This is a genomic window from Sinorhizobium numidicum, assembly GCF_029892045.1.
Classification (GTDB): Bacteria; Pseudomonadota; Alphaproteobacteria; order Rhizobiales; family Rhizobiaceae; genus Sinorhizobium; species Sinorhizobium numidicum.
In genome coordinates this window covers 2,718,319-2,743,551 of record NZ_CP120368.1, presented here as the reverse complement: position 1 = coordinate 2,743,551, position 25,233 = coordinate 2,718,319, and the positions used below count along the sequence as shown (strand labels likewise).

Genomic DNA, 25,233 nt, shown 5'->3' with positions numbered 1-25,233 from the left:
AACATGTTCGATCCGATCGTTGCGTTTTTCCAGCGTGTTTTCACGGCGATCGGCCGTGGCATCGGCATGGCGGTGGCCTGGCTCCTTTGGCCCTTTGTCGCATTCGGGAACTGGTACCGAGGCAGAAGCTGGATCATCAAAGGGCCGATCGGTCTCATCCTGCTAGGCCTGATCCTGTTATACGGCTACTTCATCTGGCAGACGCAGGTCTGGACCAATTTCAATCCGGATTATGTCGACCGCTATAAGCTCGCGGAGCGCAAGGTGCCGGCCGGCTCGCCGATTGGCGGGCCCGGCGCAACCACGACGGGGCAAGCGACCGGTGCGGCGGCAGCCGCCAGCCAGGCGACCGTGGCGGACACTTCGACGACGGAAGCGCTGTCAGCGGTGCAATTGCCGGCGGGAACGGTCTGCCAGACCTCGGCGATCGTCGACGTCGCGGCCGATCTCATCGACCTCAACGTCAACCAGAACGCCTGGATATCCTCGATGCTGCTCTACAAGCTCGGTCTGTTCGGGCTTGATTGGGACGACACGCCATGGCTCGACAACAAGGCTTCGTTCCAGCGCGGCATCAATCAGGCCGTGCGCCGCACCGCGGTGGAGCTCGTCGACTCGCTCGGGCGCGTACGCGGTACGTCCGGCGTCAACAACGACCTGCAGAGCGCCCGCGGCAATATCCAGTTCGATGAGGAAACCTGGTATTTCGGCGTCAATCCCTTCGGCCCGAAGACGCCGACGCCGAGCTTCTATCGGGCGGCCATGCGCGATTTCCGGAAGTTCAACGTTTCGCTCGGCAGGTGCGAGGCGATCTTCGACGGCCGCTCCGACAACATGGTCGAGTTTCTTGACCGCGTCGCGAACGACCTCGGCAATACATCGGCGATCATCCGCGAACGCTCGGAATTCCATAATGGCGGCTGGTTCGATACGCGCGCGGATGACCGCTTCTGGTTCGCCTTCGGCCAGCTCTACGGCTATTACGGCATTCTCTCAGCGGCCGGGGCCGACTTCGAGAATGTCGTCGCGCAGCGTGGCCTGACGCCGATCTACACCGAGACGCTGAAGCAGCTTCGTGCGGCGCTCCGCATCCAGCCGCTTATCATCTCTAACGGCCGCGAAGACGGCTGGATCATGCCGACGCATCTTGCGACCATGGGCTTCTACATCCTGCGGGTGCGGTCAAACATTGTCGAAATGCGCGACATTCTCGCCCGCTGACGGGCGAAAAATAGCGAAATTGAAGGGCAGGCGCTCCGCAGTGGAGACGGAGCGAAATGCAAGCTGGGGGGAGCCGCCATGGCGGGAGCCAAGTCCGATATCGAGATCGCACGCGCTGCGAGCAAGAAGCCGATCCAGGAGATCGGCGCCAAGCTCGGCATTCCGCCGGAACACCTGCTGCCCTACGGCCACGACAAGGCGAAGGTAAGCGCCGAATTCATCGCGGCGCAGAAAGGCAAGAAGAACGGCCGCCTCATTCTGGTGACGGCCATCAACCCGACACCGGCGGGCGAGGGCAAGACGACGACCACCGTCGGCCTCGGCGACGGCCTCAATCGCATCGGCAAGAAGACGATCGTCTGCATACGCGAGGCGTCGCTCGGCCCCTGTTTCGGCAGCAAGGGCGGTGCGGCGGGCGGCGGTTACGCCCAAGTCGTGCCAATGGAGGACATAAATCTTCACTTCACCGGGGATTTCCATGCGGTCACCGCGGCGCATAACCTGCTCGCTGCGCTGATTGACAACCACATCTACTGGGGAAACGAACAGGCGATCGATATCCGCCGCATCGCCTGGCGCCGCGTCATGGACATGAACGACCGGGCGCTGCGCCAGATCGTCGGCTCATTGGGCGGTGTCGCCAATGGCTATCCGCGCGAGACGGGGTTCGATATCACCGTCGCTTCCGAGGTCATGGCGATCCTCTGCCTTGCGATGGACCTGAAAGATCTCGAAAAACGCCTCGCCAACATCATCATCGGCTATCGCCGCGACAAGAGCCCGGTCTACGCCCGCGACATCAAGGCCGATGGGGCGATGACCGTCCTCCTCAAGGATGCGATGCAGCCGAACCTGGTACAGACGCTCGAAAACAATCCCGCCTTCGTCCATGGCGGGCCCTTCGCGAATATCGCGCACGGCTGCAATTCGGTAATTGCCACCACGACGGCGCTGAAGCTGGCGGACTATGTCGTGACCGAGGCCGGATTCGGTGCGGATCTCGGCGCCGAGAAATTCTTCGACATCAAGTGCCGCAAGGCCGGCCTGAAGCCCGACGCTGCCGTCGTCGTCGCCACCGCGCGGGCGATCAAGATGAACGGCGGCGTAAAGAAGGAGGACCTCGGCAAAGAGAATATCGAGGCACTGAAGAAGGGCTGCGCGAATCTCGGCCGGCACGTGCAGAACGTCAAGAAATTCGGCGTCCCGGTGCTCGTCGCGATCAACCATTTCACCTCGGATTCGGAAGCGGAAATCCAGGCGATCAAGGATTATGTCGCGACCCTCGGTTCGGAGGCCGTTCTGTGCAAACACTGGGCGCAAGGCTCAGAGGGCATCGAAGAATTGGCACGGAAGGTGGTGGAACTCGCCAATGCGGGCCACTCGCAATTCTCGCCGCTCTATCCGGACGACATGCCGCTCTTCCACAAGATCGAGACGATCGCCAAGGATATTTATCACGCAAGCGAAGTCATCGCCGACAAACTGGTGCGGGATCAGCTTAGAACCTGGGAAGACCAGGGCTATGGCCATCTGCCGATCTGCATGGCCAAGACCCAATATTCCTTCTCCACGGACCCCAATCTGCGCGGCGCGCCGAGCGGCCACACGGTGCCTATCCGCGAGGTCCGGCTTGCCGCCGGTGCCGGCTTCATCGTCGTCGTCACTGGCGAGATCATGACGATGCCAGGCCTGCCGAAGGCGCCGTCGTCCGAGAGAATCTATCTCAATGAAGAGGGGAATATAGAGGGACTGTTCTAGAGCGGGATGAAGAAAAGTGTGCGCGGTTTTCCGCCGGCATCCCGCTCTCTCACTCATCGAATCGATCACGTTCATGACTTTGGGCCGACCCGACCCAAAGTCATCGTGATCGGGAGCGGGATGAGGAAAAGTGTGCGCGGCTTTCTGCCCGCATCCCGCTCTAACCTTTAGAATCGCGAGCTCAGTCGAGGCTGCCGATATAGTCGGGCTTGCCGATCGGCACGCCTTTGTGGCGGAGAATGTCGTAGGCAGTGGTGACGTGGAAGTAGAAATTCGGCAGCACGAACTTCAGAAGGTAATCCTCGCCGCTAAAACTGACCTTGAGCTTGGTGAAGTTGAGCGTCACTTCGCGACTTTCGCTCCCTTCAAGATCGGCGGGTTTGACCGACTCAAAGAATGCGACGGTCTTGGCGATCCGCCCGCGCAGATCGGCGAAGCTCTGTTCGTCATCCGGAAAACGCGGCGCTTCCAGCGTCGTCAGCCGCGCGATGGCATTCTTGCTGGTATCGCTTGCCCGTTGCACCTGGCCGGCAAGCGGCAGCATGTCCGGCGCCAGCCGCGCCTCGAAGAGCTCGGCAAGCGGTATGCCGGTGTCCGACGCAAAGGCCTCGGCCTTGTCGAGGATCCCGCCGAGGGCGGAAAAGCCGCGCGTGAAGGCGGGTATGGAAAGTCTGTACATTGTAAGCGGCATGGATTGCTCCTCGATAGCGGGCCTTGAAACGAAGGCGTGGACACGAGCGAAACGCCGGACTTTCGTCCGCATCGCCGATCCATAGATCGTGTCGGTCCGAGGCGGTTTCAATCGAGGCGGACGATCCTCGTGCGGCAAAACGGCTGTGGCGATGCGAGCGCTCGATTTGCTCTCGCCCCAGAGTTACCTTTTCTCGACTGACGCGCGGAGAGCCGCCTTCTCAGGCAGCCACACGGAGACACCATGACACATTCGGAGTTGCAGGCCTACCTTCACACCCACATCCCCCTTTCCGCTGCCATGCAGGTCGAGGTGGCCGCGCTGGAATGGGACCATGTGCTGCTTCGGGCACCGCTGGCGCCGAATATCAACCATCGCGAAACGGTCTTCGGCGGCAGCGCATCGGCGCTATCGATCCTTTCCGCGTGGTCGCTTCTGCACGTGCGGCTCCGCTTGAGCGGCATCTCCAGTCGCTTGGTCATACAGAGCAACCGCATGGATTATCTGAAGCCCATCGCCAGATCCTTTTCGGCTCGCTCGAGCCTTGAAGATAGCGGTCAATGGCCGGGCTTCATGCGCCTGCTCGAGCGGCGGGGCAGGGCGCGCCTCGCGATGACGGCCGAACTCAGCGGCGAGGGAGAGATTGCAGGGTTCTTCTCGGGCGAATTCGTGGCGCTTGGGTATGGGGCGGTAGGGGCCAGTTAGAAATGCGGAGATCGATTGGTGCGGGCGTATTGGCCAGATCCGCCCATGCCCTAGCCTTCTCCCCGTAGGCGGGAGGAGGCGCCGGCAGGCGGATAAGGGCGTTCGCGGCGCGGAAAACCACGCCCGGTGCTCCCGCTAGAGCGCCGTGCGTTCAAGTGAACGCACGAAGGACGCTCTAGCACTCTAGATTCTAGAGCATCTTGTCCGCTTCCAGCGGTTCCGCTTGAAAGCGGGATGCTCTAGCGGCAATAGCGATAGCCGTTCTTCCGTTCGATCACGTCGAGATGCAGGTGGTCCTCATGCGCGGCATCGCTGCCGGGGTCGAGCACGGTCGTAAAATAGAGGCACGCGGTGGCTGTGACCGCGCGCTGGAACGCGCCGGCCAGCGTGCCGTCCTCGTCGCGCGGCTGAATATTGATGGTCTTGCCGCCTTCGAGCGTGAAGGAGGCGATGTCGACTGCATTGCCGCGTGCGTGTTCCGATATCTTGCCCGTTTCCGCATTGTTCCTCAAGCGGCAGACATAGGCAGAGGCCTGGTTCAGTGCAGCAACGCGGGCTTCCGAACCAAAGGCGGTTTGAGCGGCAGGGATGACAGTTTCCTTCGTCCAGCGGGCAAGCGCCAATGCCGTCTGGCAGCGCATTTTTCCCTCCGGTTTCACGGAGACGCCGGGCAAAATTTCCGTGATGTCGATAGGCTTGTCGATACCACAACCATTGCGCTCATCGATGCGCGCAGCATCGCTGTAGGTGCTGCCGATCGCTTTCAGCGCAGCCAGGCAGGTGGCATGCGCCGCTGGGTCTTCCTCTTCCACGCGGAGGATTGGCTCCCTCAACTCTGCGCCGTCACGATCGGGATCGAGGGCTGTACCGTCTTCCGCTTGCCGGGTCTTTTTTTCGCCTAGGGAGCCCGTCTTCCCCTGATTGCTCGCAGGGCGCTCGCTCGCGCGCGGCGCAAGCGGCTTCGGCGTCGGCGTCGGCGGTGCTTGTTCGTCCGTGGTCGAGGGCTTCTCGACCGGCAGAGGACCCTTTTCGGGAAGGCTTACCCCCGAAAGGATCATGGTAGACAGCAGCATCATTCCCGCGGCAGGTCGCATGCAGGTCCCTCCCGTTCCCCGCGTGGCCGAAGCGGCCGGAACGCATGAGAAGCAATCCTCTTTCAAAATGTGCTGAAACTGAGGAGAAGGCCGGTTGCGCCGGAGAGGGGTGGCCGTGGCACCACTAAATTTATATTGACAATTTCACTCATGTTTTTTATGTGGCCTAAATAAGGCGATGACATATCCGTCATGCCGGATCCCGACACTGCCCAGCCAGCCCCTTGAGTTCGCCGCTCAACAGCAAGCCCGGCCAACACTTTCAAAAGGACTGGTCCATGCTCAACCGGCATCATCGCCTGGCTCTTCTCGCATGCACGGCATTCGTCACCCTGGCCGGCATCGCCGTCTCCCATGCGCAATCAACCACCAGCAATGAAGCGACCGCTGCCGAAAAGCAGGGACGCGTGACGCTGCTGAAAAAGCTGGAGGTCAAGGGCGGCGAGAAGAAGGGCATAGCCGACACGCCACTCGCGTCGCAAGTGACGGAAAAGGAACTCGATGACCATCAGATATCGAGTTTCGAAGACTTGGGTAGGTACCTGGAACCGGGCGTCAACTTCAACCGCACGAATGGGAGCGTCAATATTCGTGGCCTCGAGGGCGCCCGGGTGCTGACGACCATTGACGGCATTGCCATTCCATTCCTCGATGACGGAGCGCGCGATGCCGACGGCGGGATCGACAGCTTCGATTTCGCTGCTCTCTCGACCATCGACATCGTTCGCGGCGCCGATTCCAGCCGGGCCGGCGGCGGTGCGCTCGGGGGCGCGGTCGTCCTGCGCACGCTCGAACCGGAAGACCTGATCGGCGAGGGCAAGACTTGGGGCGGCATATTCAAATTCGCCTATGACGGCGAAGACGAGAGCCTCGGCGGTTCTGCTGCCGTGGCCGCCCGCTATGACAACACGGCGGTTCTATTCCAGGGCGGCTACAAGCGCGGACATGAACGGAAAAGCAATGGCGATGTCGGCGGTTATTCCGTGACACGCACCGAAGCCGATCCCGCCGATTACGATCAGAACAATCTGCTGTTCAAGGTCAGACAATACACCGACAGCGGCCATACCTTCGGGCTGACGGCAGAACGCTTCGATCGCGACAAGGACATTGATTTCATGGCCGGCCAAAGCCTTCTCGGCAACTACCGGCCCGGCGATTACGACAAGCTCGATAACACTCGACGGGAACGCTTGTCCTTGGATTACAAGTTCGAGGCAGTCGATGATGATGCTTGGTTCGACAATGCCTCGGCGGTCATCTATTGGCAGCGCCTGCTGCGCGAAAACGGCGCCGATGCATTCCGCAGCACATCGGTGATCGGCGAGTATTCGCGCCTGAATGAGGCGGAGGACGAGAGCTACGGCGCGAGCGGCTATGTGGAGAAGTTCTTCGACACCGGCATCCTGCAGCACCGTGTGACGCTCGGCGGAGAATTCGCAATCGGAAAGCTTCACCAATATTCGTCGGGTGATGATAGTTGCGACGAGGCCCCGAGTCCTGCCTGCGGGTTCCTTCACACGAACCAGTCGGATTCGCCTGACGTCGACAGCAAGAAGTTCGGCATCTACCTGCAGGATCGTATTTCGGTCGGTGACGGTCCCTTCGCGATAGCGCCCGGCCTTCGCTATGACTGGTATGAATATTCGCCGCAAAACACTGCAGCGTATATGCGCAATCCGAACTATGACGGTTTGCCTCCGGGGCAGAGCGGCGACGCACTCTCGCCGAAGCTGCTTGGCACCTATCAGGCTGCCGAACAGGTCGAGCTTTACGCGCAATGGGCCATGGGCTTCCGAGCACCGACTACCCAGGAACTCTATCTGAACTACGGCGCGCCCGGCAGCTATCTGCGCATTGGCAATCCCGATCTGGAGCCTGAGACGAGCAACGGTTTCGAGATCGGCGCCAAGCTTGGGGATGAGGATTTCGGCGGGCGTGTGAGTGCCTTCTACAACAGGTACAAGAACTTCATTGATGAGCGTACTTATGACGATCCGAACGACATCTATCCGCGCGGCATTACCGAGGCGATCAATCGCGCCAACGTCAGCATTCATGGCGTTGAAGTATCCGCCCATAAAGTCTTCAGCAACGGCTTCCATGTGCGCACCGCGCTCGCCTACGCCTATGGCAAGGACCTCGATACGGACGAGGTGCTCGGCTCCGTAGCGCCGCTCAAGGGTGTGCTTGGTCTCGGCTACGCGACCGAGACATGGGGGACCGATCTCATATTTACCGCGGTGAAATCCGTCTCGGAGAAGTCTACGTCCTCGTTCAAGGCGCCGGGTTATGGCCTCATGGATCTCACGGGGTGGTGGGAACCGGAACAGATGCCGGGTCTGAGGGTGAATGCGGGCGTCTACAACGTCTTCGACAAGACTTATTGGGATGCGGTCAACACTCAGAACACGTTCACGCAGCCTGCTGAGTACTATTCGGAACCCGGTCGTACCTTCAAGATCTCGCTGACGCAGCGCTTCTGAGCACCGGAGGCGAACCAATTGAGAAGGCGGCTGCTTTGGCCGTCTTTCTTTTTTGGTGCCTCCAGATACGGCCCGAGTTTTTCCCGCTTGCGCGCGCCCGCAAGCCGCGCTAACACTTCGCCCATGACGATCGCGCAGAACATTTCGGTCTGGTGGTGGGCTCGCTGAGGCGGCCTTGACCAGTCATGCGTGATTGAGAGATGGAGCCGCCCGAGATTTCGAGGCGGCTTTTTCGTGTTCGGGCCGCGTGGAGAGACCGGGCTTTGACGGAGCGAGGCGAATGGCAACGGCAATTCTGAAAGACGGCGCGGAAACCTACACCAGCAAGGGCGGCATTGTGGTCACCCGCAGGCGGCGCGATGCTTCCTACACCGACGCGATCTCCGGCTATGTCGATAAGCTCGACGAGCGGCGTGGCGCCGTCTTCTCTTCGAACTACGAATATCCCGGCCGGTACACGCGCTGGGACACCGCTATCGTCGATCCGCCGCTCGCTATCTCCTCCTTCGGTCGTTCGCTCTGGATCGAGGCCTATAATGAGCGTGGCGAAGTTCTGCTGGCGCTGATCGCCGAGCACCTGCGATCGGTCGCCGATATCACGCTCGGCGCGTCGACCGCCCATCGCCTCGATCTCACCATCAACGAGCCGGATCGCGTTTTCACCGAGGAAGAGCGCTCGAAAATGCCGACGGTGTTCACGGTACTGCGCGCGGTGACCAACCTCTTCCATTCGGAGGAGGATGCGAGCCTCGGCCTTTACGGTGCCTTCGGCTACGACCTTGCCTTCCAGTTCGACGCGATCGAGCTCAAACTGAAGCGGCCGGACGATCAGCGCGACATGGTCCTCTTCCTGCCGGATGAAATCCTCGTCGTCGACCACTATGCTGCGAAGGCCTGGATCGATCGCTATGATTTTGCCAAAAATGGCCTGTCGACTGAGGGCAAGGCGGAAGAGATCGCCCCCGAGCCGTTCCGCACGGTCGACAGCATTCCGCCGCATGGGGACCATCGCCCGGGCGAATATGCCGAGCTCGTCGTCAAGGCAAAGGAAAGCTTCCGCCGCGGCGACCTCTTCGAGGTGGTACCGGGGCAGAAATTCTACGAGCGCTGCGATAGCCGCCCCTCGGAGATCTCCAACCGGCTGAAGGCGATCAATCCGTCGCCCTATTCCTTCTTCATCAATCTTGGAAACCAGGAATATCTCGTCGGCGCCTCGCCGGAGATGTTCGTGCGCGTTTCCGGCCGCCGCATCGAGACCTGCCCGATTTCCGGCACGATCAAGCGCGGCGACGATCCGATCGCCGACAGCGAACAGATCCTGAAGCTCCTGAACTCGAAGAAAGACGAGTCCGAACTCACCATGTGCTCGGACGTCGACCGCAACGACAAGAGCCGCGTTTGCGTGCCGGGTTCGGTGAAGGTGATCGGCCGCCGGCAGATCGAGATGTATTCGCGGCTGATCCATACGGTCGACCACATCGAGGGACGCCTGCGCGATGACATGGATGCCTTCGATGGGTTCTTGAGCCACGCCTGGGCGGTGACGGTCACCGGCGCGCCGAAGCTTTGGGCGATGCGCTTCATCGAGAGCCATGAGAAGAGCCCGCGGGCGTGGTATGGTGGCGCAATCGGCATGGTCGGCTTCAACGGCGACATGAATACCGGGCTCACGCTGCGCACGATCCGCATCAAGGACGGGATCGCCGAGGTGAGGGCGGGCGCGACGCTGCTTTACGATTCCAATCCGGACGAAGAAGAAGCCGAAACCGAACTCAAGGCCTCCGCCATGATTGCAGCCATTCGCGACGCCAAATCCGCCAACAGCGCCAAGGCGGGGCGCGATGTCGCCCCGGTCGGAGCCGGCGTCAGCATCCTGCTTGTCGATCACGAGGACAGCTTCGTCCACACGCTCGCAAACTACTTCCGTCAGACGGGAGCAACGGTCACGACCGTCCGCACGCCGGTGGCAGAGGAAATCTTCGACCGGGTGAAGCCGGACCTCGTCGTCCTTTCGCCCGGTCCGGGCAGCCCGAAGGACTTCGATTGCAAGGCGACGATCAAGAAGGCACGGGCGCGCGAACTGCCGATCTTCGGCGTTTGCCTCGGGCTGCAGGCGCTTGCCGAAGCCTATGGCGGCAATCTGCGCCAGTTGGCGATCCCGATGCATGGCAAGCCTTCGCGCATCCGCGTGCTGGAGCCCGGGATCGTTTTCTCCGGCCTCGGCAAGGAGGTGACGGTCGGACGCTATCATTCGATCTTCGCCGATCCGTCCAGCCTGCCGCTCGAGTTCATGATCACCGCCGAAAGCGAGGACGGGACGATCATGGGCATCGAGCACATGAAGGAGCCGGTCGCGGCCGTGCAGTTCCATCCGGAATCGATCATGACGCTCGGCGGCGATGCCGGCATGCGTATGATCGAGAACGTGGTGGCGCATCTTGCGAAAAGGGCAAAGATCAAGGCAGCGTAACACCGGAGACAGGCGCGCTGTTTTGGGCTTCGGCCCCCTGAGCGAAGTCGCATGGCCGATCGACCCTTTGACAAGCCGTTCGTTATCGCCCATATGGTCTCTATCACCCGCCTGCGCGAAAATTCGCGTGGGCGGTTTTGCGTTTGAATGGGCTTGCATTTGCAACTCGTTTGCATCTGCATGAGGAATGAAGATGGCCGGATCCGACAACCGAGCAATTCTGAGGCTCGCCTTCTGGGGCATGCCGCTTTCTCTCAGCGTCATGGGCCTGAAGATGCTCGCCTGGTGGCTGACCGGTTCCGTGGCGCTCTTGTCCGATGGGCTGGAATCCATCGTCAACGTGATCGCCTCGCTGATCGCCTATGCGATGATCGGCTACGCGGCAAAGCCGGCAGATGCCGGCCATCCGTTCGGGCACCACAAGGCGGAGTATTTTTCCGCGGTTATCGAAGGTGTGCTGATCGTGACCGCGGCGCTGCTGATCATCTGGGAGGCGGTGCCGGAGATGAGGGCGCCGGTCCTGCTGGAGGCGCCGGCGCTCGGTCTCGCGATCAACTTTGCCGCCAGCGTTATTAATGCAATCTGGGCCTATGTCCTGATCCGCGCCGGCATGCGGCATCGCTCGCCGGCCTTGAGCGCCGATGGACATCACATTCTCTCTGACGTCATCACTTCGGCGGGCGTGATCGTCGGCCTTCTTCTCGCCATCGCCACCGGTTATGCGATCCTCGATCCGCTGCTGGCGGTGATCGTTGCCGGCAATATTCTTTTCCAGGGCTGGAAGGTCATTTCGCGGTCTATCGACGGCTTGATGGACAAGGCCGTGCCAGCGGAGGAGGAAGAAGCGATCAAGCAGGCGATTGCGGCAACCGCCGGCGGATCGCTCGGCGTTCACGATTTGAAGACGCGGCAGGCCGGTCCGGCGATCTTCGTGGATTTTCATATGGTCGTGCCGGAGGCGATGCCGGTCGGCGACGCACACGATATCTGCGATCGCATCGAGGATGCCATACGCGTGGTTCATCCGGGCGCGAGGATCGCAATTCATGTCGAGCCGGAAGGCGAAAAGGCGCACGGGGTGCGCGTCAAGACTACAGCGCCGCGCGTCTAAATAGACGCGCAAAAAGGTCGCTGTAGCACTTTGAATTGCTGCATGATTTTGGCCTTAAATCGATTCCGATTTAAGGAATCACGCAGCAGAGCGGGGTGAGGAACTGTATGTGGTCTTCCGCCCGCATCCCGCTCTAGCTTATTAGGATCGATCACGTTAATGACCCAAAATCATCGTGATCTTGTGGAGCATCACGGAAATGACGAAAACCGACGTAACAGGACTCTCACAGCTGGGAGCAAAGGTCGATCTGCCGCAAAGCCCGGAGGAGGCGGTGTTGGAACGGGTGCCGAGCAATCATGCCGGGACCGACTTCCTCGTCCGCTTCACGGCGCCCGAATTTACCTCGCTCTGCCCGATGACCGGCCAGCCGGACTTCGCACACATCGTCATCGACTACGTCCCGGATGGCTGGCTGGTCGAATCGAAATCGCTGAAGCTGTTCCTCCATTCCTTCCGCAATCACGGGGCCTTCCACGAGGATTGCACCATCGACATCGCCAAGCGGCTGGTGTCGCTGCTTTCACCGAAATGGCTCAGGATCGGGGCCTATTGGTATCCGCGCGGCGGCATTCCGATCGACGTCTTCTGGCAGACGGGTAAACCACCGGAGGGCGTCTGGCTGCCGGACCAGGGCGTGCCGACCTATCGTGGCCGCGGTTGATTGCCCCAAACGGTTCTTCCTGCATGGACAGACGAAACGATGCGGCCGAAAGATTGCTTCCCACCGGAACGGAATGGACACCCGTCCGGTGGGGTGAATCCGGCGACCGGGTGTTTCGCCGAAACGGCGGCGGCGCCTATGCAAAAATATCGAGCGGCAAGGGCGCCGTGCTGCTCGATAACGAACGCAGCCGAACGGAATGGTTGGCCGCGTTCAGTATAGGTTCGCCAACGGTACTCGACTGGATCGCATCGGAGGAGGGGGCGTGCCTCGTCACCAGTGCCGTGCCGGGCGTGCCGGCGAGCGATCTGTCCGCGCCCGATCTTCGGCTGGCATGGCCGTCGATGGTTCGGCAACTCAAGTTGCTTCACGATCTGCCCGCAGGGGGCTGCCCATTCCACCGGCGCCTCGAGACTATGTTCCACCGTGCAGCCGATGTTGTTGCTCGCGACGCGGTCAATCCGGATTTTCTGGACCCCGAATTCCAGGACACGCCACCAAGTAAGCTGCTTGCCGATCTGCGGAGAGAGTTGCCACAGCGGCTCACCGAGGAGTCGCGGGACCTCGTCATCTGTCATGGCGACGCATGCCTGCCAAACTTCATGGTCGACCCGGAAACGCATAACTGTACGGGGCTGATCGATTTGGGCCGGCTCGGGACGGCGGACCGCTATGTCGACTTTTCCCTTCTTCTCGGAAGCGCCCGTGAAAGCTGGGTCCGACCGGACGACGCGCAAATCGCACGGGACAGGCTCTTCGACATTCATGGGATTTCAGCCCCCGATCTCGGACGGCTCGCCTTCTATCTTCGGCTGGATCCGCTGACCTGGGGATGAGGAAAAGATTCGTCGTAGAGGGCGAATGCTTACGACGAATTCCGAGCTGCGGATCAACCGCGCATGTCAGCCAAGGATGAGCGTCGCTCCGGCGAGCGCCGTGACGGCACCGGCAATTCGGCCGAAAGTGCCGCCGCTCGAGATCCGGGAAAACGCTGCTCCGAGGCCAACGCCGGCGGCATGGAGCAGGGCGGTTGCGATCGTGAAGCCGATGGCAAAGGTCCAAGCGCCAGCCGCGCCGAGCTCGCCGCCATGGGCATGGCCATGAAAGAGCGCGAAGAGTCCGACAACGGCTGCCGCACTCGCTGGGCTCAGTCGCACGGCCATCGCGACGACCAGGCCGAGTGCCACGACCGAGGCGAGGATCGCCGGTTCGACGAAGGGCAGGGCGACGCCGGCGACCGAGAGTGTGAAACCCAGCGCCATTGCTGCGACGAAGGCGACTGGAACCGCCCATAGTGCCCGCCTGCCGATCTGGACCGCCCAGAGGCCGACGGCGACCATCGCGAGAACATGGTCCGCCCCGAGGAGCGGATGGGAAAGGCCCGCCATCAGCGAGCCGTGCTCGGAGGGATTGAGATGGGCGAAGGCTGGCGCGGCGGATGTCCCGAACACGGCGGCGGCGATAAGGATGCGTTTCTTCATTCTGGTCCCCACTGATCGACAGGCTTGGGAGGTCGCCTGCCTTGGTCCGATGCCGCCGATGTTGCGTCTGTTCGGCATCCGCTGATCGATTCTCTGCTTGGAGCGGGCAAAGGCGTCGTTCCCCCTACCTTGCACCGCCCCTAACGACATCGCTGATCTTATTGGGCTTCTGCCCGCTGTCCATACGGCATTTGACGTTATCGCATTTTACCGTGGTGGCAGCGTTCGTCGTGCACGACCTGCTTCGCCCGCCCATCCGCATTGTTTTCGGCGTCGAGTCGCATTATCTGGTTTGGAAGACATTCATGAGGAGTCCGGAGAATGCGGATGAACGACGACGAACAGGAAGAGAAGAAGACCGAATTGCCGTTGGGCAAGGAAACCGAGGCGAACCTTTTCAAGTCGCGTTCGATTTTCATCTACGGAACGATCACCCAGGAGCTGGCGCAGAAAGTCTGCTCGCAGCTCGTTGCGCTGGCCTCGGCCAGCGACGAGGATATCCGTATTTTCGTCAATTCACCCGGCGGTCATGTCGAATCCGGTGACAGCATCCACGACATGATCAAGTTCGTGAAACCGAGAGTCTGGACGATAGGTACCGGTTGGGTCGCATCTGCCGGCGCGCTGATCTATGTCGCCCCGCCGAAGGAGCGGCGCGTCTGCTTGCCGAACACCCGCTTTCTGCTGCACCAACCCTCCGGCGGCACACGCGGCATGGCCTCCGACATCGAGATCCAAGCTCGCGAAATCATCAAGATGAACGAGCGCCTGAACCGCATCTTCTCCGAAGCGACCGGTCAGCCGGTCGAGAAGATCGCCAAGGACACCGACCGGGACTACTGGCTCGGCGCCGACGAAGCGAAGGCTTACGGCCTCGTCTCGAAGATCATCACGTCGATCGCGGATATTTGATCTCGTCAGGACGACTGCTGCATGTTTTCTTAAATCGGAACCGATTTTAAGGATAAAAAGATGCAGCAATTCAAAGTGCTACAGCGACCTTTGTGCGTCTGAAAAGACGCACGGCGCTGTAGAAAATATAAGGGCATCGGCCGAACGCCGGTGCCCTTTTTGCTTTGCGGAGTAAGCAGATATCCCCGTGTCGCCTCCCTTGCTCTGGCGCGGCAAGCCGTGTATAGGCTTTCCCATGACCCAGGCGAATGCACAAAAGATCGCAGCGATCTTCTTCGGACACGGTGACAACCGTGCCCCTTCGCGCGCCTTCGCTTCGCTTCTTCTTCTCGGCCTTACTCGCGGTTGCCGGGTTCGCTGAGGAGCGCCCGGCGGCCGAAAAGCCTTGCCGGCAGATGCTCCTCGAATCCCAAAGAGCTAAACATAGAGGCGCGGTCCGCACGGCGTTCGCCATCGCAATGTCCCCGGTGATCGGTTATTGCAGGCGGCAAACCACGCTCCAGTGACGAAGAGAAGCTGCAATGATTCTGAAATCGCATTCCATCAAGACCGGCATGCCCGAGGCCGCGATGAAATATCAGCCCTACCCGCAGGTCGCGCTGTCGGATCGCACCTGGCCTTCGAAGGCGATAACCAAAGCGCCGGTCTGGTGCTCGGTCGATCTGCGTGACGGCAATCAGGCGCTGGTCGATCCGATGGGTCACGATCGCAAGGCGCGCATGTTCCACCTGCTCGTGGACATGGGCTTCAAGGAAATCGAGATCGGCTTCCCGTCCGCCTCGCAGACAGATTTCGACTTTGCCCGTTGGTGCGTCGAGGAAGGCAATGTCCCGGCCGACGTGTCCTTGCAGGTGTTGGTGCAGTGCCGGCCGGAACTGATCACGCGTACATTCGAGGCGCTTCAGGGCGCTCACAGGCCGATCGTTCACTTCTATAACTCGACCAGTGAGTTGCAGCGCCGCGTGGTGTTCGGCAAGGACGTCGCCGGCATCAAGCAGATCGCGACCGACGCGGCCAAGATGATCACCGACATGGCAGCGAGGGCGGGCGGCGGCTACCGGTTCGAGTATTCCCCAGAGAGCTTTACCGGCACCGAGCTGGAGGTGGCGCTGGAGATCTGCAACGCGGTCATCGAGGTCGTCAAGCCGACGCCGGACAACAAGCTCATCATCAACCTGCCGTCGACGGTCGAAATGGCAACGCCGAATGTCTATGCCGACCAGATCGAGTGGATGTGCCGCAATCTCGACAACCGCGAGAACCTGATCATTTCGCTGCATCCGCACAACGACCGCGGCACCGGGATCGCCGCGACGGAACTGGGCCTGATGGCGGGTGCCGATCGTGTCGAGGGCACGCTCTTCGGCAACGGCGAGCGTACCGGCAATGTCGATGTGGTGACGCTGGCGCTTAACATGTTCACGCAAGGGGTGGACCCCAAGCTCGACTGCTCCGATATCGAGCGGATCAAGGAAGTCTACGAATATTCCAACCAGATGGTCATTCCGGAGCGCCACCCTTACGTCGGAGAACTCGTCTACACCGCCTTCTCGGGCTCGCACCAGGACGCGATCAACAAGGGCATGAAGGCAATCAAGCAGGCCAATAAGCCGCTTTGGGAGGTGCCTTATCTGCCGATTGACCCGCGGGACGTCGGCCGCAGCTACGAGGCGATCATCCGCATCAATTCCCAATCGGGCAAGGGTGGCATCGCCTATATTCTGCAGGAAGATTACGGAATCAATCTGCCGCGCAAGTTGCAGGTGGAGTTCCGCGAGGACATTCAGCGGATTACCGACGAGGAGGGCAAGGAGCTTCCCTCGAAGCGCATCCATGCACGCTTCCTCGAACGCTACGTGGAGCAGCCGGGCGCCCGCATCAAGTTCGTCGACCACCACACCTATCCGGTTGGTGACCACAAGAGCCTGCGCGTGGTTGCCGCCGAGATCACCGACAATGGCGAAACCAGACGGATCGAGGGCAAGGGTACCGGCCCGATCGACGGCTTCATCAACGCGCTGTCGATCTATCTCGGCATCGAACTCTCGGTCGCGGACTATTCCGAGCATTCGTTGCAGCACGGGTCTAATGCCGCGGCCATCGCCTATGTGGAGGTCGAATATCCGGGCGGTACGCTCTTCGGCGTCGGCATCAACACCAACATCGTCGCCGCCTCGCTCGAGGCGATCGTCTCGGCCGCCAATCGGGTCCTGGAAACGATGGCGAAGTGAGCAGGGTTTTGATCTAGCTCGGTTTAGGGCTGTGGATTGCCCCTCGTCCTGACCCTCTCCCCGCAGGCGGGGAGAGGGATTGAGCGCTCACGGCGAGTCCTTTCTCTCCTCAGGAACGGGGAGAGAGTGCCGGCAGCGGATGACGGCGGAAAGCCGCCAGCGCTCCCTTCAATCCGGGTCAGATGTTCGCCGCTGCCGTTTCGGCGAGATCCTGCAATCCCGCATTCGACGACGGCCCTACGAGCACGAAGGAAACGCCGCCTTTCTGCCAGGAGACGAGCCCGAGATCGCCGCGAATGCTTTCCTCGAATTGGTCCGATTGCAGCGCGCCAGCGTCCTTGAGGAAGCAGATGGCGAAAACCTCGCCCTCGCGATCGCGGTAGACGAGCTGGGCGACCGGTTTGCCGTCGGCGACCAGGAGCCTTGCGCCTTCGAAGGTGAGGTCCTTGTGGGCGAGATCGGGAATCTTGAAGGCGACGCCGACGCTCGATTTGAGCCAGGTTTCAATCTCGGCTGCCTGCGAAGCCGGCAGCTCGACGAGGTGCTGCTTCTGGCGGGAATAGACGCGATGATAGTCGGCAATCTCCTCGATCCAGGGACGCGCAGTGGCCTGGTCCGCCGGTTCGGGGGTCATGTTCGCGCTGCCTATAACAAAGCCCACAGCGCCGCCAAGGAGCAGCAGGGCTAATGAGGCAATCGCGATGCGCGGCCAGATGGGAGCGTGTCGTGCGGGAAGATTGGAGGTCGTCACACGCTCGGACCTGGGATTGATGCCAGGACCCTGTTTGATCTGGCGCACCAGTGCCAGCGGCACCGGATCGTGGAGGAAATCCTCGAACGCCCTGTTTCCAAACGCATTGCCGGCCTTCAGGCGGTCCAACAGCGCCTTTGCGTCGTCATCATGCGCCAGCAACGCGTCGAGTTCGGACTTTTCGGCTTCGCCGAGTTCGCCGTCGATATAAGCGGACAACCGCACTTCGAGCGCTAGACCCTTCGTCTGCAGCAACGGTCAGGCCCTCCTTTCCGTATTCTCGGACAGCATGGCCGCAAGCCGCAGCCGCGCCGTCGACAGTCTGCTCATGACGGTGCCGATCGGAATCCCGAGTATGTCGGCCGTCTCGCGATAGCTGTGGCCTTCGACATTGACGAGCAGGAACACGCTGGCCAATCCCTCCGGCATGGAGAGGATCATCTTCTGCAACTGGTTGGCATAGACTGTTTTTTCAGCGGCAGCGTCGACATTCAACTCGTCCTGGTCAAAAATACCGATCGTTCCGCTGCCGCTGCGAACTTTGCGCTTGCGGATTTCGTCGACCCAGAGATTGCGCGTCATCGCGTAGATCCAGCTCTCCAACCGACCCTCGCCGTTCCAGAGATGGCTGCGCGTGATCGCCCGTTCGCAAGCCTCCTGGACAAGGTCGTCGGCATCGTTGGGGTTGCGTGTCAGCGTCATTGCGAAACGGCGCAATTTGGGCAGCAGGCTGACCAAATCCCGTCTGAAGTCCTTCGTTTCTGCCGCTGGGCGCATTGCTCTTCCAATGGAGACGTGCCGGATCAAGCGTCTATTCGCCGTGCGAAAAGGATCGCGAATAGACGCATGATATGAAACATTTGATCCGAAGTCTGCAAGGGAGAGCGGGAACGGAGGGAGGTTTTGCATTCCGGATCCAGATTTCCCTCTTGGCCTCACCGTAATCGCTCAATGCGGCTGCAGCGGCGTGCTCGACTCTGAACGGCCGGGGGTCACGATGTTACCGGCGGCCGCTCAATATTGTCGGATACCGCCGAGAGATTGCAGCAGGGCCTTGTAGGCCCAGGTGTTTTCGCCGCCGCGGTCGCGAATTTCGACGAGCTGGAGCTTCGCTTCCTGCATCCGGCCTTGCTCGACCAAGGCCTGTCCCATGTATGATCGTGCGAGAATGTAATTCTCGTCGGCCTGAAGTGCGCGCCTGTAGTATTGCATGCCAAGCTCCGTGCGCCCGGCCTTGCGGTTGGCATAGCCGAGATAGTTCAACACGCGGGCGCTTTGCTGATCTTTCATGGCACCGAGAACCTCGATCGCGTTTTCATACTGCTCGGCATAAGCCAGTTCGCGAGCGGCATCGAACAGGATATCGTCGCTGAGATCGCTCCTCTTCGCGTCGACACATCTGTTCCTCTTGGCGTCCCAGACTTGTCCTTCCCGGCATTCGGTGCTCGTCTTCGTTTTCTTGGGCGGCTCGCTATTGTCCTCGCCGATGGCCATCGCAGCTTGGCTCGCGATCGAGGCCGTAAAGGCAGCAAGGGTGAAGAGAACGGTCGTGCGGTTGATCATGCCTGTCTCCTATGAACATCGCCCGTCGGGAACCGGCCGACGTGGATGTCGCCCGGGTGATCACTGGCCTCGAACGCGATTAAGACGCGTGAGGCCCGTCGAATATTCGGCTCGATCGGAAATTTCTGACGGCGCGATGCGTATGTTCGCGGTTGCAGGCGTCTAGAAACGCGTGGTTTCCGCGAGCGTTACGCCGGTTGCGTCGGCATTGAGGGCGTAGCGCTCGCGCGTCAGATGCCAATTTCCAGGCTCTCCGGTTATCTCGAAAAGATTGTAAGCTGCTGCAGGCTTGCTACCGTTCGGCGCCTGCGAAGCCGAAGCGATGCCCACGACCGGCACGGGCGCCGTCTGACCCTTCAGCCAGTAGACCGTGTTGAGGTGCGTGTGGCCATGGAGAACGAGCTCGGCGCCGCCGGACGAGATCGTCGCGGCGAAGCGACGGATGCCGATCATGCGTTTGTGCATCGAGGTCGCGCCTCGGATCGGCGGATGGTGGATCATCACGACCCGGAAGTGACCGGCCTCACCTGCCGCACGCAACAGGTTCACCGTGGCGCGCGCCTGTCTTGGACCGAAATAGCCGCTTGCCGCAAAGGGGGGCGTGGCGACAGCCGTCGAGCAGCCGATGAGTGCTACTGGGCCGCGGACCCGCATATAGGGAAAGGAGTGACGGTTCTTCGTCCATACGGGCGGGCTGTCGTCGCCGCGCATATAGGGATACCAGGCGCGGGTCGTGTTCTCGTAAGCACCGGGCACATAGGCGTCATGGTTGCCGGGAACGACGGAAATGTTCTGTGGGTCGCCTGCCTCCGCGAGCCACTCGGTGACCGCTTCGATTTCCAGCGACGAGGCAAGATTGACGAGGTCTCCCGTGATCGCGAGGTGGTCCGGATCGCGCTTCTCGATATCGTCCATCAGACACGCCAGCGTGCCGGGGAAAAGATGGCGCGCCCGGTTCCTGTGCCAGTTGACGAAGCCGGTGATCCTCTTCGAGGCGAGTTCGCGAAACGACAGGTCGGGCAGGGGTCCGAGATGGACGTCGGAAATATGCGCGAGTTTGAACATCGCCCCCGTCTAGCGCATATTCCGCGAAAGGGGAATCACTTGAATGGGTTATCCCGATGACCTACAGCGCGACGCGCAAAGCTCGCCGTAGACTTTGAATTGCTGCATGTTCGTTAAATCGGTTCCGAGGAATCATGCAGTAGAGCCGAAAGGAGCGGCGAGTGAAGCAGGACCGCCCGCCGGAATTGCGCAATTGGCGGCTCCGTCTCCTGACGCGGTTGGCCCATGGCTATTTTGCGCTGTCGCGTGGCATGACGCTCGGCGTGCGGGCTGCCTGCTTCGACGAGCAGGGCCGGGTCTTCCTCGTCAGGCATTCCTATCTGCCAGGCTGGCATCTGCCCGGCGGCGGTCTCGATCGGCATGAAACGGCGGTGGAGGGGCTCGCTCGCGAACTCAAGGAAGAAGGCAATCTGCAACTGACGGCGCCGCCGCTGCTTTTCCAGGTCTATTACAACCGCAACACCAGCAAGCGCGACCATGTCATTTTCTTCCGCTGCGACAATGTCCGCCAGGAGCGGCCGAAGACGGCGGACATGGAAATCGCCGCCGCCGATTTCTTTGCCCTCGACGACCTGCCGGAGGATACGACGCCCGCGACCCGTCGCCGGCTCGCCGAACTCTCCGGAACGGCAACGCCTGACACATTCTGGTAGCCGCTTACAGCTTGTCCCGCCCGTGCGGCGCCGCGAGGTTGAGTTCGGGGCCGGCCGGCACGATGCCGGTCGGATTGATCATCGTGTGGCTGCGGTAATAATGCTGTTTGATGTGGCGCATGTTCACCGTCTCGGCGATGCCCGGCACCTGATAGAGATCGCGCAGGTACGCGCAGAGGTTCGGATAATCGGCGATGCGGCGGATGTTGCATTTGAAATGGCCGACATAGACCGGATCGAAGCGGACGAGCGTCGTGAACAGCCGCCAATCCGCCTCAGTGATCCGGCTTCCCATAAGATAGCGCTGTGAGGCGAGGCGGCTTTCCAGTTCGTCCAGCATGGCGAACAACGCCGTGACGCTCTCCTCATAAGCCTCCTGGCTGGTCGCGAAGCCCGCCTTGTAGACCCCATTGTTGACCGCGTCGTAGATGCGTGCGTTGAGCTCGTCGATCTCACCTCGAAGTTCTTCCGGGTAGAAATCCGCGGTCGAGCCGGTGAGGTGGTCGAAGGCCGAGTTGAACATGCGGATGATTTCGGCGGACTCGTTGGAGACGATCGTATTCGTCTTCTTGTCCCATAGGACCGGCACGGTGACGCGGCCGGAATAAGTAGGATCGGCGCGAACGTAGACTTGCCAGAGCGCCTTCGATCCGAAGAGGTGATCGACGCTGCCGCCGTTCTCCCCTTTGAATTCCCAGCCCTGGGCGAGCATCAGCGGATCGACGATGGAGAGCGAAATCATCTCCTCGAGCTTCTTGAGCTTGCGGAAAATCAGCGTGCGATGAGCCCAGGGGCAGGCGAGCGACACGTAAAGGTGATAGCGGTTCGCCTCGGCTTTGAAGCCGCCTTCGCCGGAGGGGCCGGGCGACCCATCGGCGGTAACCCAGTTGCGGAATTGCGAAACGCTGCGCTTGAAGCGACCGTTCGTTTCAACCGTGTCGTACCAGACGTCCTGCCAGACGCCATCCACCAGCCTTCCCATGACCGAGCTCCTTTCTGATCCTTCCGTCTGTTCATACATAATGCAGCGCAGCGCCGCCGATAGGTGTCAAATTCCGAACAGTGCGTTTTAGGCTTTGACAGGCGGCGATTTTCTGCTATCGGCGATCGGCAAGTTTTTTCATTTTCGGAAGCGATCAAAACCATGATCCTGTGGGGAACCCTGCGACGACGCTGATGCTGCCAACGCCCTTCTGGGCGAGTCATCCTTATTCTCGTTCGCACGCCGGTTCTCGACATCCATGAAAAAGCACGATCTCGTCTATCTGACCGAAGACGCATCCCACGACACAGCCATTGAAACCATCAATGAAGAGGCATTCGGCCCGGGCCGTTTTGCGCGGGCCGCGGCGCGAATCCGCGAGCAGGGGCCGCATGACCGTTCACTGTCCTTCATCTGCGCCGATGATGGCGAAACGATCGCCTCGGTGCGGATGACCCCGGTGACGGCGGGCTCCGTAAGCGGACATCTCCTCGGTCCGCTCGCCGTAAGGCCGTCACACAAGAACAAGGGCATCGGCCGCGAACTCGTTCGCATCGCCGTCGAGGCAGCGCGGCGGAAGGGCTCCGAGGCCGTCATTCTGGTTGGCGATCCACCCTATTATCAACCGCTCGGTTTCGAGAAGGTGCGTTACGGCGCACTCGATTTCCCGGGTCCCGTCGATCCGGCCCGAGTGCTGGTCGTGCCGATGGCGGCGGATATTCACGCGCGGCTCGAAGGCGTCATCGCCTGGCGCGACGACAGCGCTGCGCTTGTTGCTTGCGAACCTGTTGGGCGGCCCGCCGAGGGCGCTGCCGCCTGATCTTCAATCCGCAGAAACGGACGCGGAATTCCGAAACGAGCCGATACTCGTGAAAACGTCGAGCCGGTGTTCGCCGACGTCCTGTTCATGCAGTGACCATCCCAAGCCCTGATAGAAGCGCCTTTTGGTGGGCAGCGCGCAGAGATAGATGGGATTGGCGCCCGTCGCGAGTGCCGCACGTACGGCATGGTCGACGATAGCGCTGCCGATGCCACGCTGCCGGAAGGGTGGATCGACCCAGACCCGGCCACCCAAGGCGTGTAGTCCGGCCGCTCTTCCATGTCCGAAGCAATGACCGAAGCCGTGCCGACAAAAGTGGATCCTTGATGCGCGACGATCGCGAAGGGAAGTGGACCGTTGCCGAGATTCTCCCCGATCAACGCGGTGATGTGCTCTAGTGGGAATCCGTTCGGTCTCCACCAGGCCCGCCAGATGCGATCGGCAATGTCCGGCGCAAACTGCGGAGCATTGCGCAGGTCCGTGATCGTGATCTCGCCGTTCGTCACCGGCCCTCGCGATACCAGGTGGCGGAGATCAGGAAGAGCAGCGCCGCAAGACCGAACAGGCCGGCGAAGAGCGACAGCGAATTGATGCCCTTCAAAACCGTCTCGTCGGTCATGCGCAGTGACAGGCGCTGGTCGTCTGCGACACGCACGGCGCCGCGCACCGGCAGGATCGACGGGAGATCGACCGGTCCGTCCGCATCCGCGAGGCGGCGGACGATGCCCTTGGTCTTTTCCGCCCAGGGCTTCAGCCTTTCCTCGGTGGAGATCGCGGCCTTGAATTCCGGTGCATCGACATTGCCGACGTGCACCAGCGTCGTCAGCTCGTCGTTTGCCACTTCGAAGAGACCGATTTCGTCGGTCTTGACCTCTGCCTTGTAGAGGCCCGGCTCACCTTCCCTAAGAGTGATCTCCTCCGTCTTGCCGGATGGATGGGTAAGCGTCGCCTGACCGGGATCGCCTTCGATCGTTTGCCTGGTGATCTCCAACGTCCGGCCCGAGGCGCGCGCGGTAAGCGCCTCTTCCTCGAGCGCCGGCTCCTGCATCAGCCAATGGGCCGTGCGACGATAGAGAGAAACGTGCGGTCCGCCGCCCTCGAAGCCGCGGGCCCAGAGCCAGCCCTGATCGGAAAGCAGCATGGCCACGCGTCCCTTGCCGACGCGATTGAGGACGAGCAGCGGTTTGCCGTCGGCCGCTTCCATGACCGTCTGGCCGAGCGGCCTGTCGACGTCGACGGTACGGAACCAGCGGCCCCAGCCCGGCGGTTCGCTTGACGCTCCTTCGAGGCCGCGCGTCACCGGGTGCTTCTTTCCTTCGTCCGAAAGCCGCGGGAAGAAGGCCTTTTCATTCATTACGCCGGTGGGGTTTGCCGGCAACACGGCCGAGAGTGGCGTCGCCGCGATCGAATCGTTTCCGGCGTGCTCCGGCCCTGCTGCAATCAGCAACGCGCCGCCGTTCTGCACATACTGGGCGATGTTGTCGTAATAGAGGATCGGCAGAACGCCGCGATGCTGGTAGCGGTCGAAGATGATCAGGTCGAACTCGCTGATCTTGTCGACGAAGAGCTCGCGCGTCGGAAAGGCGATCAGCGAGAGTTCGTTGATCGGCGTGCCGTCCTGCTTCTCCGGCGGCCTCAGAATGGTGAAGTGGACGAGATCGACGGCGGCATCGGATTTCAGGAGGTTGCGCCAGGCACGCTCGCCCGCATGCGGCTCGCCGGAGACGAGCAGCACACGCAGGTTCTCGCGAATGCCGTCAAGCACGTGGACGGCACGGTTGTTCGCCTCCGTCACTTCGCCTGCAACCGGATCGACCGCGAATTCGAGGATATTGTTGCCGCCGCGCGGCACGGTGAAACTGAAAGGCATATCCGTGCCGGGTTCGACGTATTCCCTGGCGATCTCGTTGCCGTTCAGGCGGATCGTGACTTCGGCTCCGCCGCCGGGGGACGCGCCATCGTCAACGACGCGAAAAGTCAGTTTCTGCTGCTCGCCAACGATGCCGAAGCGGGGAGCACTGACGATTTCGACGCGGCGGTCAAACTCGCCCGGCTTGCCGCTGATCAGGCCGTGGATGGGCGCATCGAAACCGAGTTTCTGGTTGACGTCCGGCACATCGTGGATCTGGCCGTCCGTGATGAAGATGGCGCCGCCGACGCGGGCAGGCGGCACGTCGGCAAGTGCCGTCGCCAGTGCGCTGAACAGCCTCGTCGATGGCGCTTCGCTCTCCTGACCGTCCGCAGCCTCGACGATACGCGCCTCGATCTGCGGGAACCGCTCGAGGCGTTCCTTGAGGTCGGCGAGCGCCTTGTCCGTCTGTTCGCGTCGGCCGGCGTTATCCTGGCTCTGGCTGCGGTCCACGACGACAGCGACGATCGTGGAGAGCGGCTCGCGCTCTTCCTGGAAAAGGACGGGATTTGCAAGAGCGAGGCAGAATGCGGCGAGCGCCGCCGTCCTGACCCAGGCTCCGCGAATGCGCCGCCAGATGCCGAACGCCGCAAGGGCTGCGGCGACGAGCGTCAGCGCTGCAAGATAGGGCCAGGGAAGGAATGGTGAAAAGTCGACGGTCATCGA

The 25,233-nt window shown here is 61.3% G+C and carries 22 protein-coding genes and 1 pseudogene; 13 read left to right on the top strand and 10 right to left on the bottom strand.

Annotated elements, in window-relative coordinates; all coding sequences use genetic code 11:
• Positions 1-3 precede the first annotated feature (3 nt).
• Both PYH37_RS24360 and PYH37_RS24355 read left to right on the top strand, forming a co-directional pair.
• The gene (locus tag PYH37_RS24360; RefSeq protein WP_280734026.1) at positions 4-1,221 is read left to right on the top strand and encodes a DUF2333 family protein; all 1,218 of its coding nucleotides are present in this window, start codon (positions 4-6) and stop codon (positions 1,219-1,221) included.
• A 78-nt stretch (positions 1,222-1,299) separates the two neighbouring features.
• Positions 1,300-2,979 (top strand): formate--tetrahydrofolate ligase, encoded by a 1,680-nt coding sequence (locus PYH37_RS24355; RefSeq protein ID WP_280734025.1) that lies wholly within the window; start codon positions 1,300-1,302, stop codon positions 2,977-2,979.
• A gap of 181 nt (positions 2,980-3,160) precedes the next feature.
• On the opposite strand, the gene PYH37_RS24350 is transcribed toward PYH37_RS24355, so the two are convergent.
• Positions 3,161-3,670, bottom strand: a complete 510-nt coding sequence (locus PYH37_RS24350) for a DUF1993 domain-containing protein (RefSeq protein WP_280734024.1) — start codon at positions 3,668-3,670, stop codon at positions 3,161-3,163.
• Between the two features lie 243 nt (positions 3,671-3,913).
• Between PYH37_RS24350 and PYH37_RS24345 the strand changes: the two genes are divergently transcribed.
• Complete coding sequence (locus tag PYH37_RS24345) at positions 3,914-4,375, top strand: YiiD C-terminal domain-containing protein (protein ID WP_280734023.1); 462 nt, start codon at positions 3,914-3,916, stop codon at positions 4,373-4,375.
• Between the two features lie 239 nt (positions 4,376-4,614).
• Here the strand turns inward: PYH37_RS24345 and PYH37_RS24340 are convergent, their stop codons facing one another.
• Positions 4,615-5,469, bottom strand: a complete 855-nt coding sequence (locus PYH37_RS24340; RefSeq protein ID WP_280734022.1) for an extensin-like domain-containing protein — start codon at positions 5,467-5,469, stop codon at positions 4,615-4,617.
• A gap of 278 nt (positions 5,470-5,747) precedes the next feature.
• On the opposite strand from PYH37_RS24340, the gene PYH37_RS24335 reads away from it, so the two are divergent.
• From PYH37_RS24335 to PYH37_RS24315, 6 genes are all read left to right on the top strand, one after another.
• The gene (locus tag PYH37_RS24335) at positions 5,748-7,955 is read left to right on the top strand and encodes a TonB-dependent hemoglobin/transferrin/lactoferrin family receptor (RefSeq protein ID WP_280734021.1); all 2,208 of its coding nucleotides are present in this window, start codon (positions 5,748-5,750) and stop codon (positions 7,953-7,955) included.
• 123 nt (positions 7,956-8,078) lie between these two features.
• On the top strand, positions 8,079-8,123 hold the full coding sequence (gene trpLE / locus PYH37_RS32510) for a trpE operon leader peptide TrpLE (protein ID WP_425336167.1): 45 nt from the start codon (positions 8,079-8,081) through the stop codon (positions 8,121-8,123).
• A gap of 112 nt (positions 8,124-8,235) precedes the next feature.
• Positions 8,236-10,425 (top strand): anthranilate synthase, encoded by a 2,190-nt coding sequence (locus PYH37_RS24330; protein WP_280734020.1) that lies wholly within the window; start codon positions 8,236-8,238, stop codon positions 10,423-10,425.
• 193 nt (positions 10,426-10,618) lie between these two features.
• The gene (locus tag PYH37_RS24325; protein WP_280734019.1) at positions 10,619-11,536 is read left to right on the top strand and encodes a cation diffusion facilitator family transporter; all 918 of its coding nucleotides are present in this window, start codon (positions 10,619-10,621) and stop codon (positions 11,534-11,536) included.
• A 199-nt stretch (positions 11,537-11,735) separates the two neighbouring features.
• Positions 11,736-12,200 carry a preQ(1) synthase gene (queF, locus tag PYH37_RS24320; RefSeq protein ID WP_280734018.1) on the top strand — a complete coding sequence of 155 codons (465 nt, stop codon included), beginning with the start codon at positions 11,736-11,738 and terminating at the stop codon, positions 12,198-12,200.
• Between the two features lie 23 nt (positions 12,201-12,223).
• On the top strand, positions 12,224-13,036 hold the full coding sequence (locus PYH37_RS24315) for an APH(3'') family aminoglycoside O-phosphotransferase (RefSeq protein ID WP_280734017.1): 813 nt from the start codon (positions 12,224-12,226) through the stop codon (positions 13,034-13,036).
• 66 nt (positions 13,037-13,102) lie between these two features.
• Here the strand turns inward: PYH37_RS24315 and PYH37_RS24310 are convergent, their stop codons facing one another.
• Positions 13,103-13,681 carry a HupE/UreJ family protein gene (locus PYH37_RS24310; RefSeq protein ID WP_280734016.1) on the bottom strand — a complete coding sequence of 193 codons (579 nt, stop codon included), beginning with the start codon at positions 13,679-13,681 and terminating at the stop codon, positions 13,103-13,105.
• Between the two features lie 321 nt (positions 13,682-14,002).
• On the opposite strand from PYH37_RS24310, the gene PYH37_RS24305 reads away from it, so the two are divergent.
• Both PYH37_RS24305 and leuA read left to right on the top strand, forming a co-directional pair.
• Positions 14,003-14,593 carry an ATP-dependent Clp protease proteolytic subunit gene (locus tag PYH37_RS24305; protein WP_425336120.1) on the top strand — a complete coding sequence of 197 codons (591 nt, stop codon included), beginning with the start codon at positions 14,003-14,005 and terminating at the stop codon, positions 14,591-14,593.
• A gap of 521 nt (positions 14,594-15,114) precedes the next feature.
• Positions 15,115-16,824 (top strand): 2-isopropylmalate synthase, encoded by a 1,710-nt coding sequence (leuA, locus tag PYH37_RS24300; protein WP_280734014.1) that lies wholly within the window; start codon positions 15,115-15,117, stop codon positions 16,822-16,824.
• Between the two features lie 178 nt (positions 16,825-17,002).
• Here leuA and PYH37_RS24295 read toward each other — a convergent pair whose 3' ends face one another.
• From PYH37_RS24295 to PYH37_RS24280, 4 genes are all read right to left on the bottom strand, one after another.
• A complete protein-coding gene (locus PYH37_RS24295) occupies positions 17,003-17,830 on the bottom strand; it encodes an anti-sigma factor family protein (protein ID WP_280734013.1) in 828 nt (275 codons plus the stop codon).
• A 3-nt stretch (positions 17,831-17,833) separates the two neighbouring features.
• Positions 17,834-18,352: an RNA polymerase sigma factor gene (locus PYH37_RS24290; protein ID WP_280734012.1), complete on the bottom strand. Its 519-nt coding sequence runs from the start codon at positions 18,350-18,352 to the stop codon at positions 17,834-17,836.
• 237 nt (positions 18,353-18,589) lie between these two features.
• Complete coding sequence (locus PYH37_RS24285; RefSeq protein ID WP_280734011.1) at positions 18,590-19,138, bottom strand: tetratricopeptide repeat protein; 549 nt, start codon at positions 19,136-19,138, stop codon at positions 18,590-18,592.
• A 162-nt stretch (positions 19,139-19,300) separates the two neighbouring features.
• On the bottom strand, positions 19,301-20,203 hold the full coding sequence (locus PYH37_RS24280) for a metallophosphoesterase family protein (protein WP_280734010.1): 903 nt from the start codon (positions 20,201-20,203) through the stop codon (positions 19,301-19,303).
• Positions 20,204-20,364: 161 nt separating this feature from the next.
• On the opposite strand from PYH37_RS24280, the gene PYH37_RS24275 reads away from it, so the two are divergent.
• A complete protein-coding gene (locus tag PYH37_RS24275; RefSeq protein ID WP_280734009.1) occupies positions 20,365-20,856 on the top strand; it encodes an NUDIX domain-containing protein in 492 nt (163 codons plus the stop codon).
• A 4-nt stretch (positions 20,857-20,860) separates the two neighbouring features.
• Here PYH37_RS24275 and PYH37_RS24270 read toward each other — a convergent pair whose 3' ends face one another.
• Complete coding sequence (locus PYH37_RS24270) at positions 20,861-21,838, bottom strand: glutathione S-transferase family protein (protein ID WP_280734008.1); 978 nt, start codon at positions 21,836-21,838, stop codon at positions 20,861-20,863.
• 259 nt (positions 21,839-22,097) lie between these two features.
• Between PYH37_RS24270 and PYH37_RS24265 the strand changes: the two genes are divergently transcribed.
• A complete protein-coding gene (locus tag PYH37_RS24265; protein WP_280734007.1) occupies positions 22,098-22,658 on the top strand; it encodes a GNAT family N-acetyltransferase in 561 nt (186 codons plus the stop codon).
• Positions 22,659-22,661: 3 nt separating this feature from the next.
• Here PYH37_RS24265 and PYH37_RS24260 read toward each other — a convergent pair.
• Positions 22,662-23,182 (bottom strand): annotated as a pseudogene (locus PYH37_RS24260) (GNAT family N-acetyltransferase).
• A complete protein-coding gene (locus PYH37_RS24255; RefSeq protein WP_280734006.1) occupies positions 23,161-25,230 on the bottom strand; it encodes a hypothetical protein in 2,070 nt (689 codons plus the stop codon). Before PYH37_RS24255 ends, PYH37_RS24260 begins: the two are co-directional and overlap by 22 nt.
• Positions 25,231-25,233 lie beyond the last annotated feature (3 nt).

Coding starts and splice junctions, on each gene's coding strand:
- PYH37_RS24360 (WP_280734026.1), top strand. CDS start 4: ATGTTCGATCCGATCGTTGCGTTTTTCCAGCGTGTTTTCACGGCGATC.
- PYH37_RS24355 (WP_280734025.1), top strand. CDS start 1,300: ATGGCGGGAGCCAAGTCCGATATCGAGATCGCACGCGCTGCGAGCAAG.
- PYH37_RS24350 (WP_280734024.1), bottom strand. CDS start 3,670: ATGCCGCTTACAATGTACAGACTTTCCATACCCGCCTTCACGCGCGGC.
- PYH37_RS24345 (WP_280734023.1), top strand. CDS start 3,914: ATGACACATTCGGAGTTGCAGGCCTACCTTCACACCCACATCCCCCTT.
- PYH37_RS24340 (WP_280734022.1), bottom strand. CDS start 5,469: ATGCGACCTGCCGCGGGAATGATGCTGCTGTCTACCATGATCCTTTCG.
- PYH37_RS24335 (WP_280734021.1), top strand. CDS start 5,748: ATGCTCAACCGGCATCATCGCCTGGCTCTTCTCGCATGCACGGCATTC.
- PYH37_RS24330 (WP_280734020.1), top strand. CDS start 8,236: ATGGCAACGGCAATTCTGAAAGACGGCGCGGAAACCTACACCAGCAAG.
- PYH37_RS24325 (WP_280734019.1), top strand. CDS start 10,619: ATGGCCGGATCCGACAACCGAGCAATTCTGAGGCTCGCCTTCTGGGGC.
- queF (WP_280734018.1), top strand. CDS start 11,736: ATGACGAAAACCGACGTAACAGGACTCTCACAGCTGGGAGCAAAGGTC.
- PYH37_RS24315 (WP_280734017.1), top strand. CDS start 12,224: ATGGACAGACGAAACGATGCGGCCGAAAGATTGCTTCCCACCGGAACG.
- PYH37_RS24310 (WP_280734016.1), bottom strand. CDS start 13,681: ATGAAGAAACGCATCCTTATCGCCGCCGCCGTGTTCGGGACATCCGCC.
- PYH37_RS24305 (WP_425336120.1), top strand. CDS start 14,003: ATGCGGATGAACGACGACGAACAGGAAGAGAAGAAGACCGAATTGCCG.
- leuA (WP_280734014.1), top strand. CDS start 15,115: ATGATTCTGAAATCGCATTCCATCAAGACCGGCATGCCCGAGGCCGCG.
- PYH37_RS24290 (WP_280734012.1), bottom strand. CDS start 18,352: ATGCGCCCAGCGGCAGAAACGAAGGACTTCAGACGGGATTTGGTCAGC.
- PYH37_RS24285 (WP_280734011.1), bottom strand. CDS start 19,138: ATGATCAACCGCACGACCGTTCTCTTCACCCTTGCTGCCTTTACGGCC.
- PYH37_RS24280 (WP_280734010.1), bottom strand. CDS start 20,203: ATGTTCAAACTCGCGCATATTTCCGACGTCCATCTCGGACCCCTGCCC.
- PYH37_RS24270 (WP_280734008.1), bottom strand. CDS start 21,838: ATGGGAAGGCTGGTGGATGGCGTCTGGCAGGACGTCTGGTACGACACG.
- PYH37_RS24265 (WP_280734007.1), top strand. CDS start 22,098: ATGAAAAAGCACGATCTCGTCTATCTGACCGAAGACGCATCCCACGAC.
- PYH37_RS24255 (WP_280734006.1), bottom strand. CDS start 25,230: ATGACCGTCGACTTTTCACCATTCCTTCCCTGGCCCTATCTTGCAGCG.